This window comes from Priestia sp. SIMBA_032, assembly GCF_046535215.1.
GTDB lineage: Bacteria > Bacillota > Bacilli > Bacillales > Bacillaceae_H > Priestia > Priestia aryabhattai.
Genome location: NZ_JAWRXD010000002.1, coordinates 143,778 through 158,020 on the forward strand (window position 1 = coordinate 143,778; position 14,243 = coordinate 158,020).

Consider the following 14,243-nt stretch of genomic DNA (forward strand, 5'->3'; position numbering starts at 1 on the left):
AATCAAGCTCGTTCGGATTTTTTATTGGGAATATTTAAGTGCTTCTAAAAAAGAATGTGTTAAATATCTGTTCTCGCTATATACATATAGTAAAACTTAATTAAAATAATTTATTAAAAAAAATTAATATTATTCACTTTTTAAATATTTATGTTATACTATTCAATATAAAAAGTTAAATAGTATAACACATATAGAGAGGGGTATAGCCATGAAAGCACGTATTGCCATTAATGGTTTTGGAAGAATAGGAAGAATGGTGTTTCGCACAGCGATTATAGAGGAGAATTTAGATATTATTGCAATAAATGCATCTTATCCAGCCGAAACATTAGCACATTTAATCAAGTATGACTCTATACACGGACCATTTAACGGAGATGTTAAATGTGATGATGATGCGCTAATTGTTAACGGTAAAAGAATCCAGCTATTAAATTCACGTGATCCGCTGAATTTGCCTTGGAAAGAGCTTGGGATTGATCTAGTTGTTGAAGCAACAGGGAAATTTAATTCAAGAGAAAAAGCGCAGTTACATATTGAAGCAGGTGCGAAGAAAGTTGTCTTAACGGCGCCGGGTAAACAAGAAGATATTACCATCGTGATGGGCGTAAACGAACGAGAGTTTGATGTGAATCAGCATAACATTATCTCTAATGCCTCTTGTACGACAAATTGTCTAGCTCCAGTTGTCAAGGTGTTAGACGAAGCGTTCACAATTGAAAACGGTTTAATGACGACTGTTCACGCATATACAAATGATCAAAAGAATATTGATAACCCGCATAAAGACTTGCGAAGAGCCCGTGCGTGTGCTCAATCAATTATTCCTACAACAACTGGAGCAGCCAAGGCGCTTTCATTAGTTCTTCCTCATTTAAAAGGAAAGCTTCATGGGATGGCGCTGCGCGTTCCTACGCCGAATGTATCGCTTGTCGATTTAGTTGTGGATGTAAGGAAACCTGTGACGATGGAAGATGTTAATTTAGCGTTTATTAAAGCTGCTGAAGGACCATTAAAGAATATTTTAAATTTAACAATGGAACCACTCGTATCAATTGACTTTAATACAAATCCTCATTCAGCTATTGTAGATGGACTATCTACGATTGTAATGGAAGATCATAAAATTAAAGTGTTAGCTTGGTACGATAACGAGTGGGGCTACTCTCAGCGCGTAGTCGATTTGGTAAGATATATTGCCGCAGAAATGCGTAATGGATCAAAAATAAGAGTAAGCTAAGAAAGCTATAGATTGCTTTTAAAAAAACAGGGAGCTATCGCCCTGTTTTTTTGTTTTTATTCAAAAGAATAGGGAAAAGCAATAAGATAAGCATGCAAAGGAGTGTTTCTTTTCCTCAATTTTAATAAAACATTAATAGTCGTTTAGCCGCTTTTACACGCTGTCTCACGAGAATACAGGGGTAATTTGTATAGGTCTATCTGCAGGAACAATCTTTAATAAAATCAAAACACGTATTGCAAAATAAATGTAAACAAAGTATACTATGTTTCGTGAACTTCTTGTGTACCTTTCGGTGATGTGGCTACTTAAAGGGTTAGGACCTCTTTGGACTAACTTTCCCCCGTGGTAGTTAACATGCTATATGGCGAAAGAACTTCATGTTTAACGATTAAAAATTGTTAAAGGGGGAAATATCATTATGGAAACAATGGGTCGTCATGTCATCTCAGAATTATGGGGATGCGATTTCGATAAGTTAAATGATATTGATTATATTGAAAAAACGTTTGTTGATGCAGCTTTAAAATCCGGTGCGGAAGTTCGCGAAGTAGCGTTCCATAAATTTGCACCTCAAGGTGTAAGTGGCGTTGTTATTATTTCAGAATCACATTTAACGATTCACAGCTTCCCAGAGCATGGTTATGCAAGTATCGATGTTTATACTTGTGGTCATTTAGATCCTACAATCGCAGCAGATTATATTGCAGATGCTCTAAGTGCACAGACACGTGAAACAATTGAATTACCACGTGGAATGGGTCCTGTTCAGGTAAAACAAACTAAAGCGAATGCACTTTAATAGTGTCGATTGATTACGTAAGTTAAGAGGTGTATTACACACCTCTTTTTAGTATATAAATTTTTAATACGCAAAAACAAAGGGGATAACAACATGGGGGTAGTACAAGCAGTTAAATCTTTATTTTCTAATCATGTAGAAACAAGCGATCGCCATTCAGATCCGACTCTAAAAACACATTACTACAAAACAACGGCTGGGAATGCATTTAAGCAAGTTCATGAAATGTTGAAGCATATGCAAGGGATAGAGATACTTGCTGCGTATGAAGAGCGAGGAGAAATTAGCTTAAACGTTGTAAAAGGAAGAAAAGCTTTTGTTGTGATTACCATTATTGGTGTACGTCCTCTTGAAACCGCTATCGATTTTTCTGCTACAACAGAGTCAAAAGTGGTGCCAGTTGATTTTGGTTTTAGTAAAGAACTTGTACGTACGCTTTATAAAAGCTTTGATCAAAAACTTATTCCTCTTTCTTCGTAAGTTCCTTATCATTTTTGAATTTCAGGGAATAAAATGGGGAAATTCCTTTTCCTTTACTTGTATTCAAGCCTTGTTTTCTATAAGATGGAATAAAGTAAATCCTTTAATATAGCATCGTGTTTGATAAAGGAAATGATGATGACAATCATAATAAATGGCGAATAGCCGACTAACATAGATGGAAATTAACTTATATGAGAGAAAATAAAAAGAAAAACAAGGTTTATTATTGGAGCTGAGAATATGAAGTGCCCATCCTGTCATTACAATGGAACGAGAGTGCTGGACTCACGCCCTGTAGAAGAAGGCCGCTCTATTCGTAGAAGACGTGAATGCGAAGAGTGTCACTATCGTTTTACAACTTTTGAGAAAGTAGAAGAACTTCCATTAATTGTTGTAAAAAAAGATGGAGCGAGAGAAGAGTTCAGCAAAGACAAAATCCTTCGAGGGTTAATTAAAGCGTGTGAAAAACGCCAAGTAAGCTTAAAACAACTAGAAGATACCGTACACGATATTGAAACAGAGCTGCGCAGCCAGGGTACATCAGAGGTGCAGTCAGATGTGGTAGGAGAAATGGTGATGGAGCGATTAGCTGTTATCGATGAAGTCTCTTATGTTCGATTTGCTTCTGTATACCGACAATTTAAAGACATCAATGTATTTATTGATGAATTAAAAGATTTAATTAAGAAGGAACGACTGTAAAAGAGCTATTGAAGTATTCTTTAGGCTCTTTTTTTGTCATTTCTATTACTTTAAAAGTAGGTAGGGAACGACATGAAAGAACAACATTGGAAAGAAATGATACCCGTCGATCGTTATGTTGTTCGTTCGAACGGCATACTGCAGGAATACGATCGAAAGATTTTAACAATGCTCTATCAGCCGTTGGTGGGTACGACGTGTTTTGGTTTGTATATGACGCTATGGAGCGAGCTGGAACAAGATCGTTTATGGGGAAAAGAGTCCACGCATCATCATTTAATGTCAATGATGCAAATTAATTTGAAAGTTATTTACCATGAGCGGTTAAAGTTAGAAGGCATCGGTTTGTTAAAAACATATATTAAGGAAGAAGATGATGTTCGTGTGTTCATTTATGAACTCATTCCTCCTCTTACGCCCCATCAGTTCTTTAATGATGGCGTATTAAACGTATATTTATATAACCGACTAGGAAAATCCATCTTTCAAAAAGTAAAAAATTATTTTTCGGATTCACTCGTGGATGATCAATCGTTCAAAGATGTGACGCATTCATTTAACGATGTATTTAAATCAGTTAAAGCAACGGAGCTGGCTCCAAGTTTTCAGTCTGAAAGCAAGGATGTATTTTCTCCCGATGCTCAAACGGACTTTATGGATTCTTCAAACCGTGCTTCTATTGAGATGAGCCCGGATTCCTTTGATTTTGATTTATTTTTAGCAGGCCTAACAGATTCAATGATTTCGAAAAGGTCCATTACATCTAAAGTAAAACAAGCGATTGAAAAGCTAGCCTTTTTATACGGCATCGATCCTCTTCAAATGAAAAATGTAGTGCTCGATTCGCTAAATGAGAACGATCAAGTTGATATTGAATTGCTTAGAAAAGCAGCGCAGTCCTTTTACCAATTTGAAAATGGAGAAGCACTTCCAAATCTAAGCGAACAAATTCAGCCCCCTATGCTTCGTACCATGCAGGAAAAGCAGCCTCAGACGAAGGAAGAGCAGCTCATTCAACAGCTTGAAGTCACCTCTCCTCGACAGCTATTGATCGAGTTTTCAGGGGGAGCAGAGCCATCAAAAGCAGATTTGCAAATGATTGAAGAAGTGATGTTTAATCAAAAGCTTTCACCAGGGGTAGTAAATGTTCTGATTTACTATGTTATGCTAAGATCGGATATGAAATTATCTAAGAGCTATGTAGAGAAAATTGCTGGACACTGGGCGCGCAAAAAGGTACAAACTGTTCAAGATGCCATGAATTTAGCTAAAAATGAACAGAAAGAATATCAGAATTGGACCGAGGCAAAGCAAAATAAAAAAACGGCCGGACGAAAAATTGTGCGTAAAGAAATGGTGCCAGAGTGGTTGAGCGATGAAGAAAAAGAAGAGAAAAAGCAGCCTTCAAAAGAAGTGGATGGATTTGAAGAAGAAAAACGAAAGTTACAAGAAGAGCTCAAGCAGTTAGATCAAGAGCTAAAACAAAAGCATAAAGAATAAAAAGCAGGTATGATAGAGATGAGGTGAAAAAGATGAAGCCTATCAATGATTCACTAAATCAGTTAGTGAACAAAAAGGATTTTAAAGCACGTTTAGAAGCATTAAGAAACAGTATTCTGTCTAATCCTGAAGTTAAAACGTTTCTGCAAGAGCATCGCCATGAGTTGGATGAGCAAATGGTCGACCGAGGCTTGATGAAGATGCATGAATTTATCGACCAAAGCAAATGCTGTGACAAGTGTCCTTCCCTGCAAAGCTGTGTCAATATGGTGAAGGGGTATCACCCTCAGCTGGTTGTAAAAGGCCGTAATATTGATTTACAGTATGAACGCTGTCCTAGAAAAGTACAAGAAGATGAGCGAAAAGAACAAGAATCTTTTATTCAGTGTATGTACGTGCCTAAAGAAATTTTACAGGCAACGATGTCTGATATTGAAATTGAGCAGGGAAGATTTGAAGCCATTAAACTAGTAAGAGATTTTGTTCGAGAATATGAGCCAAATAAGAAAATGAAAGCTTTATATTTACACGGTTCGTTTGGTGTGGGGAAAACGTATTTTCTTGGAGCAATTGCCAATGCGTTAGCGGAAAAGAAAGTGAAGTCCACAATTTTATACGTCCCGGAGTTTTTGCGTGAGTTAAAAGGTTCGTTTCAAGATCAAAGCTTTAATGAGAAAATAGAGTATGTTAAAAAAGTACCGGTTCTTATGCTTGATGATCTCGGAGCAGAATCCGTAACGAGCTGGATGCGAGACGATGTGCTCGGAACCATTTTACAATTCCGCATGCTCGAAAATTTGCCGACATTTTTCAGCTCGAATTTAAATTTTAAAGAGCTTCAACATCATTTGACTTATACCCAAAGAGGCGAGCAGGAAGAGCTAAAAGCCGCTCGTGTCATGGAACGAATTAAGTCTCTAGCCATTCCTGTTGAAATGAATGGAGAGAATAAACGAAATAGATGAGCAGGTCGTTTTACATTTCTTGTAACGACTTGCTCATTTTTTTGCATGTTGCCCCATATACATTAATAAAGCGTGTCCAAAGGGGGGCTATGAGGAATGAAAATATTCTTTAAGTATGTAGAAGACGCAGTCATTGTATATGAGTCTTTATGCGCGAAGCGAAGCGCTTTATCATATGGTTCACAGTGCTTGAAGCTGGTGAATAATCAGCTTTTAGTCATTGATGAGACATACAATAGAGAGGCCATTTTACAAGACATGGTGATACCGGTATTAACGCACGTAATTTTAAAAAAGAAAGAGAAAAAGATGATGGTAAACATATTAAAAGAACAATTTTTCTATTCAGAAGAGGAAGAGCAAGATTTGCTGCTTCAAATTATGGGGGGGATTATGGAAGGAGAGAGAGGCGAAATCCCGCAAAAAACATTTTCTCTTCCAAGAGAATTACTTATCCGCCAGGCTCTTCAAGACTTCTTCATTCATAATGTAACGTTCACCTTTGAGTCTTTTCTCCAATTCCGTTTAAAAGAATATCAAGAGCGGCTGCGCTATTATGCTGAGCTGGCAATTGATGAATATAAGCTTGAACAAGACTATCAAATTCTTATTCATCAGCTGCGTCAAGCAGCTAATGAAAGACAGTCATCTACAGGCGATGTGTATGTAATGCACTTGAATAAAAACAACTTTGTATTGTACGACCAAAGCAGTAGATATGTTCCGGAACGTGAATGTGCAGTCCTAGCAGAGGCCTTCTTATCTGAACAAGAATCAGTATACATAGACTCAACTATTATCGCGCCTTTGCTGAGTTTATCTCCAGCTGCTATTCATCTGTATAGCGACCAGCATGATCATGATTTTGTTTATACCATTCAAAATATTTTTCAAGAAAAAGTTATGTTATACGAAAAAAATGAATTTCCGTTTGATCAAAAGCAAAATATAACGTGAAAGGTTGATTTCTATTTTGAAAATGAATATAATAAATGCATATTGAAAAACAGCTATATGTTACAAGTTATGATGAGGACATGATTGTATATTTACGGTTTGTAGAGAGGGAGATCCAGGCTGAAAATCTCCTAACACGGAATATATTCTTACCACCTCTAAACTTCAGTAGTAAACGAGCAGCGTCTCTAGTAATTACTGACGGAATTTCCGTTATAAAACCTCGAGCCGCTTCGGGTTCTTTGGGTTATCCAAGATACGAAGAGGAAACAAGGGTGGTACCGCGTGTATACACAACTCGTCCCTTTTGATAAGGGACGAGTTTTTTGTTTTTACAAAAAGTTTATTAGTTATGTTAAAGGAGTGGAAAGTTGTGTCAGAAGTAATCAAAATGACATTTCCTGATGGAGCTGTTAAAGAGTATCCAAAAGGATCATCAACAGAAGATATTGCGGCTTCTATTAGCCCGGGATTAAAGAAAAAAGCATTAGCAGGCAAAGTAAACGGCGAGCTGCTGGATTTACGTACGCCAATCGAACAAGATGGCAGTCTTGAAATCATTACGCAAGATGCTCCTGAAGCGCTTGAAATTATGCGTCACAGTACAGCGCATTTAATGGCTCAAGCAATCAAACGTTTATACAAAGATACAAAAGTACAGCTAGGTGTAGGACCGGTTATCGAAAACGGTTTTTACTATGACATCGATATGGAAGAATCAATTACTCCCGAAGATTTAGGTAAAATTGAAAAAGAAATGAAAAAAATCGTTAATTCAAATATTGAAATTGAACGAAAAGAAGTTTCTCGTGAAGATGCCATTCAACTTTTTAAAGAAGTTGGGGATGACCTAAAACTTGAACTAATCGATGCGATTCCAGCAGGTGAAAAGGTTACGATTTACCAACAAGGCGAATTCTTTGACCTTTGCCGAGGCGTACACGTGCCGTCAACAGGCAAAATTAAAGAATTTAAATTATTAAGCGTGGCGGGTGCTTATTGGCGCGGAGACAGCGACAATCAAATGCTCCAGCGTATTTATGGTACAGCATTTTTTACAAAAGCGGATTTAGACGAGCATCTTCGTCTTCTTGAAGAAGCAAAAGAACGTGACCACCGTAAACTTGGTAAAGAGCTAAACTTATTTACAAATTCTCAAAAAGTAGGACAAGGTCTGCCTTTATGGCTTCCAAAAGGTGCGACGATTCGCCGTATTATCGAGCGTTATATCGTAGATAAAGAAGTAAGCCTTGGATATCAGCACGTTTACACTCCAGTGCTGGGAAGTGTAGAACTTTACAAAACGTCTGGTCACTGGGAGCACTACCAAGATGACATGTTCCCTGCAATGGAAATGGATAACGAAGACCTAGTGCTTCGTCCGATGAACTGTCCTCATCACATGATGGTTTACAAACAAGGTATTCACAGCTATCGTGAGCTTCCAATCCGTATTGCTGAGCTTGGAACGATGCACCGTTACGAAATGTCAGGAGCATTATCAGGACTTCAGCGTGTTCGAGGCATGACGTTAAATGATGCGCATATCTTTGTACGTCCGGATCAAATCAAAGAAGAATTTATTCGTGTAGTTCGCTTAGTTGAAGCGGTTTATAAAGATTTTGGATTTGAAAATTATTCATTCCGTCTATCTTACCGTGACCCTGAAGATACAGAAAAATACTTTGATGATGATGCAATGTGGGAAAAAGCACAAAGCATGTTAAAAGACGCAATGGATGAGCTTGACCTTGATTATTATGAAGCTGAAGGCGAAGCGGCATTCTACGGTCCAAAACTAGATGTTCAAGTTAAAACGGCTCTTGGCAAAGAAGAGACGCTATCTACGGTTCAACTGGATTTCTTACTTCCTGAACGATTTGATTTAACGTATGTAGGGGAAGACGGAAAACAACATCGACCGGTTGTTATTCACCGCGGTGTGGTGTCAACAATGGAACGTTTTGTAGCTTTCTTAATTGAAGAATACAAAGGAGCTTTCCCAACGTGGTTAGCACCTGTACAAGTTCAAGTGATTCCGGTATCACCTACGGTTCACCTTGAGTATGCAAAAGAAGTGCAAGAACAGCTTCAGCTTGCCGGTATTCGTGTGGAACTTGATTCTCGCGATGAGAAAATTGGCTATAAAATCCGTGAGGCTCAAATGCAAAAAATTCCTTATATGCTTGTTGTAGGGGATAAAGAAGTAGAGGATAAAGCAGTAAATGTACGTAAATATGGTGAGCAGAATTCAGAAACAGTGGATTTCCAAGCCTTTTTACAAAATGTAAAAGCAGAAGCATCTCGTTAATGAAAAAAGCAGAGAATTGAAATTCTCTGCTTTTTTATCTAACATTTATAAAAAACTGTTGCATAAATGTTTTTCCTTTGATACAATAACTTTTGTTGTGAAAAAAGAACGAAATCATTGACTTTTGTCTTTGTTGATACTATAATAGCTTAAGTAATTGAATACTTGTTTATACAGAAGAAGAAGCACCCGCTTCTCACCTGAGTGACGCATAGAGCAGTTAGCAGGTACATCGTATCTTAATTAAAACGATAGAAGTGTGGGTGCAGTATGTACTCACACTTTTTTGTGTGAGTTAATAATCGGTCTAAGCAAGCGTATTCGCTCATTAAACCTTGGAGGTGGCTACTTATTAGCAAGGACATGATGGTAAACGAGGGCATTCGAGCTCGCGAAGTTCGTCTAATTGATCAAAACGGTGAACAATTAGGAATTAAATCAAAAAATGAAGCGTTAGAAATTGCTTCACGAGTAAATCTTGACTTAGTAATGGTTGCTGCAAATGCGAAACCGCCGGTATGTCGTATTATGGACTACGGTAAATTCCGCTATGAGCAACAACGTAAAGAAAGAGAAGCTCGTAAAAACCAGAAAGTTGTAAACTTAAAAGAAGTTCGTTTAAGTCCAACAATTGATGAACATGATTTTAACACTAAACTTCGTAACGCACGCAAGTTCCTTGAAAAAGGTGACAAAGTGAAAGCGTCTATTCGCTTTAAAGGTCGTGCCATTACTCATAAAGGGATTGGCCAAAAAGTACTTGAACGTTTTTCACAAGCTTGCGAAGATGTAAGTTCAGTTGAATCGGCTCCTAAAATGGAAGGCCGCAGCATGTTCTTAGTCTTGGCACCTAAAAACGAAAAGTAATAGAACGAGGAGGAACACCCCATGCCAAAAATGAAAACACATCGTGGCGCTGCAAAGCGTTTCAAAAAGACTGGAAGCGGTAAATTAAAACGTGCTCGTGCTTACACAAGCCATTTATTCGCTAACAAATCTACAAAACAAAAGCGTAAATTACGTAAAGGTTCTTTAGTAAGCAAAGGTGACTTCAAACGTATCCGTCACTTATTAGATAACATTAAGTAATTTGGGTTGAGATAGAAACAATACAGGAGGTAAACAATTATGCCACGCGTAAAAGGCGGTACAGTAACACGCAAACGTCGTAAAAAAGTTTTAAAATTAGCTAAAGGTTTCTTCGGTTCGAAGCATAGATTATATAAAGTTGCTAATCAGCAAGTTATGAAATCTAACATGTATGCTTATCGTGACCGTCGTCAGAAAAAACGTGACTTCCGTAAATTATGGATTACACGTATTAATGCAGCTGCTCGTATGAACGGTCTTTCTTACAGCCGTTTAATGCACGGTTTAAAATTAGCAGGTATTGAAGTTAACCGCAAAATGCTTGCTGACTTAGCTGTAGCTGATGAAAAAGCATTTGCTGAATTAGCAACTGCTGCTAAAAAAGGCTTAGATAAGTAATGAATATAAAGTCTCGTCATCTTTAGATGATGAGGCTTTTTTGCTATCGGAGGACATATCATGAATGAACTGCTGCTTACCTATTTTATTGTTATTAATATAGTAGGGATAGGGATGATGTATAGAGATAAACAAAAAGCGAAAAGACATGAGTGGAGAATTGCCGAAAGCACGCTGTGGACGGTAGCTGCTGTCGGAGGAGCCATTGGAGGACTGATTGGTATGTACTGCTATCGTCATAAAACGAAGCACACATCGTTTACAGTAGGCTTTCCTATTCTTGCCGCTCTTGATTTATTTTTCTTTTTTGTTATCAGCTGAGCACAAATGATTTTGTGCTCAGTGTAAAAATTCTCGAACGGGGCTTTTCCAGCGAATAGGAGCATTTGGATACATGTCGTGTACGTGATTTTCCAGCAGCTTGAAATCTTGTTTTTGCAGTTCATGTAATCGAGATGGATCTGTTAACACCATTGTAATTGATAAAGATTCTGGTTGATTGGGATTGCTGTATTTTTCTCCTTCAAATAAAATACCTTTATACGTTAGTAGAAAATTTTTGCGGATATTCGTTTTTTCGTCGACGACAAAAAATTGCTGATGTTCCTGAGCTGCTACAAGCTTCCGCTTTGGACTGCGAAAATGCTGAACCAGCTTTAATAGTGTGTAAGCAACAAGCGCGAAAATGAACACGCGAACGATAACAATAACAAACATAACGCTCCCTCCTTTACAAGGCACAGTTTTCTTACTTTACGTTTCAGTCTCTAAAAAGTTTCATGATTTTTGATATAATTTCTTTATTGGTTTAAAAAGAAGAAGATATACATAATTACAGGAGTGATTACATTGAATTTACAACAGCTATTTACCATGCAGCGCCAGCTGGATCAGCATATAGAAGATAAGCATCAGCTTCATAAGGAAGACTTGGTTCCGAGAAAACTTTTAGCTCTGCTTGTTGAAATGGGGGAGCTGGCAAACGAAACGCGCTGCTTCAAATTTTGGAGCGTTAAACCTCCGGCTGAAGACGCTGTTATTTTAGAAGAATTTGTGGATGGGGTACATTTTATTCTGTCTTTAGGGATTGAAAAAGGATACGATGATTTAACTGAGTTACCAAAGGCAAAAGCAGGTGATTCAAAAACAGCACAATTTTTACAGGTGTTTGCACAAGTTGCTGCTTTCGAGCAGGATTTGTCGAAAGAAAACTATGTGAACATGTTTGTATCTTACATGACGCTTGGCGATATGTTTGGTTTTTCCGCTGAACATATTGAAGAGGCGTACATCTCAAAAAATGAAGTGAATTTTAAACGCCAAGAACAAGGATACTAGAAATAAAGTGATGGGAAATTTTACTTCAACCTCTTTTTAGCTATAATAGAGGTATACATATGAAAGGGGTAATCCATATGACAAAGTTAGATGAAACATTAATGATGCTTAAAGCACTAACAGATGCAAAAGGAATTCCTGGAAATGAACGTGAACCGCGTGAGGTTATGAAGAAATATATTGCACCTTATGCAGATGAAGTAACGACGGATGGGCTAGGCAGTTTGATTGCGAAAAAGGTGGGCAACGAACAAGGGCCTAAAATTATGGTAGCCGGTCACTTAGATGAAGTAGGTTTTATGGTGACTCAAATTGATGAACGCGGCTTTATTCGTTTTCAAACAGTAGGCGGATGGTGGTCCCAGGTCATGCTTGCTCAACGAGTAACGATCGTTACATCTAAAGGAGAAGTAACGGGGATTATTGGCTCAAAGCCTCCTCATATCCTGCCTCCAGAAGTTCGCAAAAAGCCAGTTGATATTAAAGATATGTTCATTGATATCGGCGCTTCTAGCAGGGAAGAAGTAGCGGAGTGGGGAGTGAAACCTGGTGATCAGGTTGTACCTTATTTCGAATTTACGGTTATGAACAACGAAAAGATGCTGCTAGCGAAAGCCTGGGATAACCGTATTGGCTGTGCAATCGCTATCGATGTATTAAAAGCTTTAAAAAATGAAGCGCATGAAAATGTTGTGTATGGTGTAGGAACGGTGCAAGAAGAAGTTGGACTTCGAGGTGCAAAAACATCTGCTAACTTTATTGAACCGGATATTGCATTTGCTGTTGATGTCGGTATCGCTGGAGATACACCTGGCGTTTCTGATAAAGAAGCCTCTTCTAAAATGGGAGATGGTCCGCAAATCATTTTATATGATGCTTCCATGGTCTCTCATAAAGGACTTCGAGATAAAGTGGTAGACGTGGCAGATGAATTAAATATTCCGTATCAATTCGATGCAATCGCTGGAGGCGGTACGGACTCAGGTTCTATCCATATTTCAGCTAACGGGGTGCCAGCACTTTCAATTACAATTGCAACTCGTTATATCCATTCTCATGCAGCGATGCTTCATCGTGATGATTATGAAAATGCAGTTAAATTAATTGCGGAAGTGATTAAACGCTTAGACCGAGACACGGTTAACGCCATTACGTACAATTAAAAAAAGCTCATTCTCCTAGGAGAATGAGCTTTTTTTGTACATAGGAAAAGGTTATTTATTTTAAACCGTTTTCAAGCGTTGTCAGAATTTCTTCTTTTTCTGATTCCGGAGACTTTTCCCAAAGCACCTCAAATAAAACACCAAGTCCAGGGAGCATTTTTTCTTCACCGCTTTGAATAGCGTCAGAAATTGTAGCCTCAAGCTCTTCTTTTGAGTTTCCTGAAACGTTTGCAATAACAGCATTTCGTAAATTAAGATCCATCATTTTCACCTCAGCTATCGTAAAGTTACCAATAGTTTTTGTTTTCTTTGCGATTTCTATGTACAATAAAGTGAAACTTATCTAATGATTATTGAGAAAAACCTAATCGAACTATTTATTTTTGTATAGATAAAGGAGTTATGTTTGTGAAACAAATTGATTCAGTTAAAAATCCGCAGGTAAAAGCGTGGAAAAAGCTGCATAATAAAAAAGACCGTGATAAGCAGGGCCTTTTTATAGTAGAAGGCTTTCATTTAGTCGAAGAGGCTATCAAAAGTAATGATTGCGTAAAGGAACTAATTATACGGGAATCGACCGAAGTGCCCGCACAGTGGAATATAGACGGTATCGAAATAACCGTTGTAAATGAGGCAATTATTAAGTTATTATCTGACACAGAAACACCTCAAGGAATTATTGCCGTGTGTTTTCAAACAAAGCATGCAGAAATCATTCATACAGCACAGAAAGTATTGCTTTTAGATGCAGTACAAGATCCAGGTAACCTAGGTACGATTATTCGAACCGCTGATGCTGCCGGAGTGGAGGCTATTATCGTTGGAGAGGGCAGCGTGGATGTGTACAACCCAAAAGTCGTTCGTTCAACGCAAGGAGCTATTTTTCACCTTCCAATTGTAAAAAGCGATTTACTCCAAATGATTTCACTGTTAAAAGAAAGAGGCATCGCAGTTTACGGCACGTCGTTACAAAATGGAAAGGTCTACACACACGTAAAACCTTCAAACAAATTTGCGCTGATTGTGGGAAATGAAGGAAACGGCGTAAGCGAGAAAGTGCTGGAACAAACGGATCAGAATCTGTACATTCCCATCTATGGAAAGAGCGAGTCGCTAAATGTTGCCATCGCCTCTGGAATCTTACTTTATTATTTACGTGGAATGTAGTTGCATCGAGAACGTGTTTTCACTATAATAATACAATAGTTACATATGTAAAAAACGATGAAAGAGAGCAGTAGCTTATGTCCGTTTATGCAGGGAGAAAATGCCGTGACTGAAAGCATTTTTA

The 14,243-nt window shown here is 38.0% G+C and carries 17 protein-coding genes and 3 other annotated features (1 of these 20 only partly in view); of the genes, 15 read left to right on the top strand and 2 right to left on the bottom strand.

What is annotated here, in order from left to right:
* Positions 1-211: 211 nt before the first annotated feature.
* From SB717_RS06655 to SB717_RS06710, 12 genes are all read left to right on the top strand, one after another.
* Complete coding sequence (locus SB717_RS06655) at positions 212-1,243, top strand: glyceraldehyde-3-phosphate dehydrogenase (RefSeq protein WP_013059435.1); 1,032 nt, start codon at positions 212-214, stop codon at positions 1,241-1,243.
* A 421-nt stretch (positions 1,244-1,664) separates the two neighbouring features.
* Positions 1,665-2,045, top strand: coding sequence for an adenosylmethionine decarboxylase (speD, locus tag SB717_RS06660; RefSeq protein ID WP_013059434.1), 381 nt, complete (start codon positions 1,665-1,667; stop codon positions 2,043-2,045).
* A 93-nt stretch (positions 2,046-2,138) separates the two neighbouring features.
* A complete protein-coding gene (locus tag SB717_RS06665) occupies positions 2,139-2,525 on the top strand; it encodes a cytosolic protein (RefSeq protein WP_074677753.1) in 387 nt (128 codons plus the stop codon).
* Positions 2,526-2,768: 243 nt separating this feature from the next.
* On the top strand, positions 2,769-3,230 hold the full coding sequence (gene nrdR, locus SB717_RS06670; protein ID WP_410903488.1) for a transcriptional regulator NrdR: 462 nt from the start codon (positions 2,769-2,771) through the stop codon (positions 3,228-3,230).
* Between the two features lie 72 nt (positions 3,231-3,302).
* Positions 3,303-4,730, top strand: coding sequence for a replication initiation and membrane attachment family protein (locus SB717_RS06675; protein ID WP_074677751.1), 1,428 nt, complete (start codon positions 3,303-3,305; stop codon positions 4,728-4,730).
* A 32-nt stretch (positions 4,731-4,762) separates the two neighbouring features.
* Positions 4,763-5,695 carry a primosomal protein DnaI gene (gene dnaI / locus SB717_RS06680; RefSeq protein ID WP_013059430.1) on the top strand — a complete coding sequence of 311 codons (933 nt, stop codon included), beginning with the start codon at positions 4,763-4,765 and terminating at the stop codon, positions 5,693-5,695.
* Positions 5,696-5,791: 96 nt separating this feature from the next.
* Positions 5,792-6,652 (top strand): sporulation protein YtxC, encoded by an 861-nt coding sequence (gene ytxC / locus SB717_RS06685; protein WP_074677749.1) that lies wholly within the window; start codon positions 5,792-5,794, stop codon positions 6,650-6,652.
* A gap of 60 nt (positions 6,653-6,712) precedes the next feature.
* Positions 6,713-6,961 (top strand) — a binding site (T-box leader).
* Between the two features lie 43 nt (positions 6,962-7,004).
* Entirely contained in the window at positions 7,005-8,963 is a 1,959-nt protein-coding gene (thrS, locus tag SB717_RS06690; RefSeq protein WP_234483698.1) for a threonine--tRNA ligase, read from the top strand.
* Between the two features lie 171 nt (positions 8,964-9,134).
* Positions 9,135-9,257 (top strand) — a sequence feature (ribosomal protein L20 leader region).
* A gap of 69 nt (positions 9,258-9,326) precedes the next feature.
* The gene (gene infC, locus SB717_RS06695) at positions 9,327-9,830 is read left to right on the top strand and encodes a translation initiation factor IF-3 (RefSeq protein ID WP_013059427.1); all 504 of its coding nucleotides are present in this window, start codon (positions 9,327-9,329) and stop codon (positions 9,828-9,830) included.
* Between the two features lie 21 nt (positions 9,831-9,851).
* On the top strand, positions 9,852-10,052 hold the full coding sequence (gene rpmI / locus SB717_RS06700) for a 50S ribosomal protein L35 (protein ID WP_013059426.1): 201 nt from the start codon (positions 9,852-9,854) through the stop codon (positions 10,050-10,052).
* 39 nt (positions 10,053-10,091) lie between these two features.
* Positions 10,092-10,451 (top strand): 50S ribosomal protein L20, encoded by a 360-nt coding sequence (gene rplT, locus SB717_RS06705; protein ID WP_074677743.1) that lies wholly within the window; start codon positions 10,092-10,094, stop codon positions 10,449-10,451.
* Positions 10,452-10,511: 60 nt separating this feature from the next.
* Positions 10,512-10,772 (top strand): DUF1294 domain-containing protein, encoded by a 261-nt coding sequence (locus tag SB717_RS06710; protein WP_410903489.1) that lies wholly within the window; start codon positions 10,512-10,514, stop codon positions 10,770-10,772.
* A gap of 18 nt (positions 10,773-10,790) precedes the next feature.
* On the opposite strand, the gene SB717_RS06715 is transcribed toward SB717_RS06710, so the two are convergent.
* The gene (locus tag SB717_RS06715) at positions 10,791-11,168 is read right to left on the bottom strand and encodes a hypothetical protein (protein ID WP_410903490.1); all 378 of its coding nucleotides are present in this window, start codon (positions 11,166-11,168) and stop codon (positions 10,791-10,793) included.
* A gap of 132 nt (positions 11,169-11,300) precedes the next feature.
* Here SB717_RS06715 and SB717_RS06720 point away from each other — a divergent pair, with 132 nt between their 5' ends.
* Together SB717_RS06720 and SB717_RS06725 are read left to right on the top strand one after the other, a co-directional pair.
* Positions 11,301-11,789, top strand: coding sequence for a dUTP diphosphatase (locus tag SB717_RS06720; RefSeq protein WP_410903491.1), 489 nt, complete (start codon positions 11,301-11,303; stop codon positions 11,787-11,789).
* 77 nt (positions 11,790-11,866) lie between these two features.
* Complete coding sequence (locus SB717_RS06725; RefSeq protein ID WP_074677739.1) at positions 11,867-12,952, top strand: M42 family metallopeptidase; 1,086 nt, start codon at positions 11,867-11,869, stop codon at positions 12,950-12,952.
* 55 nt (positions 12,953-13,007) lie between these two features.
* Here SB717_RS06725 and sspI read toward each other — a convergent pair whose 3' ends face one another.
* The gene (gene sspI, locus SB717_RS06730; protein WP_013059420.1) at positions 13,008-13,214 is read right to left on the bottom strand and encodes a small acid-soluble spore protein SspI; all 207 of its coding nucleotides are present in this window, start codon (positions 13,212-13,214) and stop codon (positions 13,008-13,010) included.
* 140 nt (positions 13,215-13,354) lie between these two features.
* Here sspI and SB717_RS06735 point away from each other — a divergent pair, with 140 nt between their 5' ends.
* On the top strand, positions 13,355-14,119 hold the full coding sequence (locus tag SB717_RS06735) for a TrmH family RNA methyltransferase (protein ID WP_176547928.1): 765 nt from the start codon (positions 13,355-13,357) through the stop codon (positions 14,117-14,119).
* A 48-nt stretch (positions 14,120-14,167) separates the two neighbouring features.
* Positions 14,168-14,243, top strand: a binding site (T-box leader) (it continues 160 nt past the right edge of the window).

Bases quoted from the DNA above. Each gene is read 5' to 3' on its own strand.
- SB717_RS06655 (WP_013059435.1), top strand. From the start codon at position 212: ATGAAAGCACGTATTGCCATTAATGGTTTTGGAAGAATAGGAAGAATG.
- speD (WP_013059434.1), top strand. From the start codon at position 1,665: ATGGAAACAATGGGTCGTCATGTCATCTCAGAATTATGGGGATGCGAT.
- SB717_RS06665 (WP_074677753.1), top strand. From the start codon at position 2,139: ATGGGGGTAGTACAAGCAGTTAAATCTTTATTTTCTAATCATGTAGAA.
- nrdR (WP_410903488.1), top strand. From the start codon at position 2,769: ATGAAGTGCCCATCCTGTCATTACAATGGAACGAGAGTGCTGGACTCA.
- SB717_RS06675 (WP_074677751.1), top strand. From the start codon at position 3,303: ATGAAAGAACAACATTGGAAAGAAATGATACCCGTCGATCGTTATGTT.
- dnaI (WP_013059430.1), top strand. From the start codon at position 4,763: ATGAAGCCTATCAATGATTCACTAAATCAGTTAGTGAACAAAAAGGAT.
- ytxC (WP_074677749.1), top strand. From the start codon at position 5,792: ATGAAAATATTCTTTAAGTATGTAGAAGACGCAGTCATTGTATATGAG.
- thrS (WP_234483698.1), top strand. From the start codon at position 7,005: ATGTTAAAGGAGTGGAAAGTTGTGTCAGAAGTAATCAAAATGACATTT.
- infC (WP_013059427.1), top strand. From the start codon at position 9,327: ATGATGGTAAACGAGGGCATTCGAGCTCGCGAAGTTCGTCTAATTGAT.
- rpmI (WP_013059426.1), top strand. From the start codon at position 9,852: ATGCCAAAAATGAAAACACATCGTGGCGCTGCAAAGCGTTTCAAAAAG.
- rplT (WP_074677743.1), top strand. From the start codon at position 10,092: ATGCCACGCGTAAAAGGCGGTACAGTAACACGCAAACGTCGTAAAAAA.
- SB717_RS06710 (WP_410903489.1), top strand. From the start codon at position 10,512: ATGAATGAACTGCTGCTTACCTATTTTATTGTTATTAATATAGTAGGG.
- SB717_RS06715 (WP_410903490.1), bottom strand. From the start codon at position 11,168: ATGTTTGTTATTGTTATCGTTCGCGTGTTCATTTTCGCGCTTGTTGCT.
- SB717_RS06725 (WP_074677739.1), top strand. From the start codon at position 11,867: ATGACAAAGTTAGATGAAACATTAATGATGCTTAAAGCACTAACAGAT.
- sspI (WP_013059420.1), bottom strand. From the start codon at position 13,214: ATGGATCTTAATTTACGAAATGCTGTTATTGCAAACGTTTCAGGAAAC.
- SB717_RS06735 (WP_176547928.1), top strand. From the start codon at position 13,355: ATGTTTGTGAAACAAATTGATTCAGTTAAAAATCCGCAGGTAAAAGCG.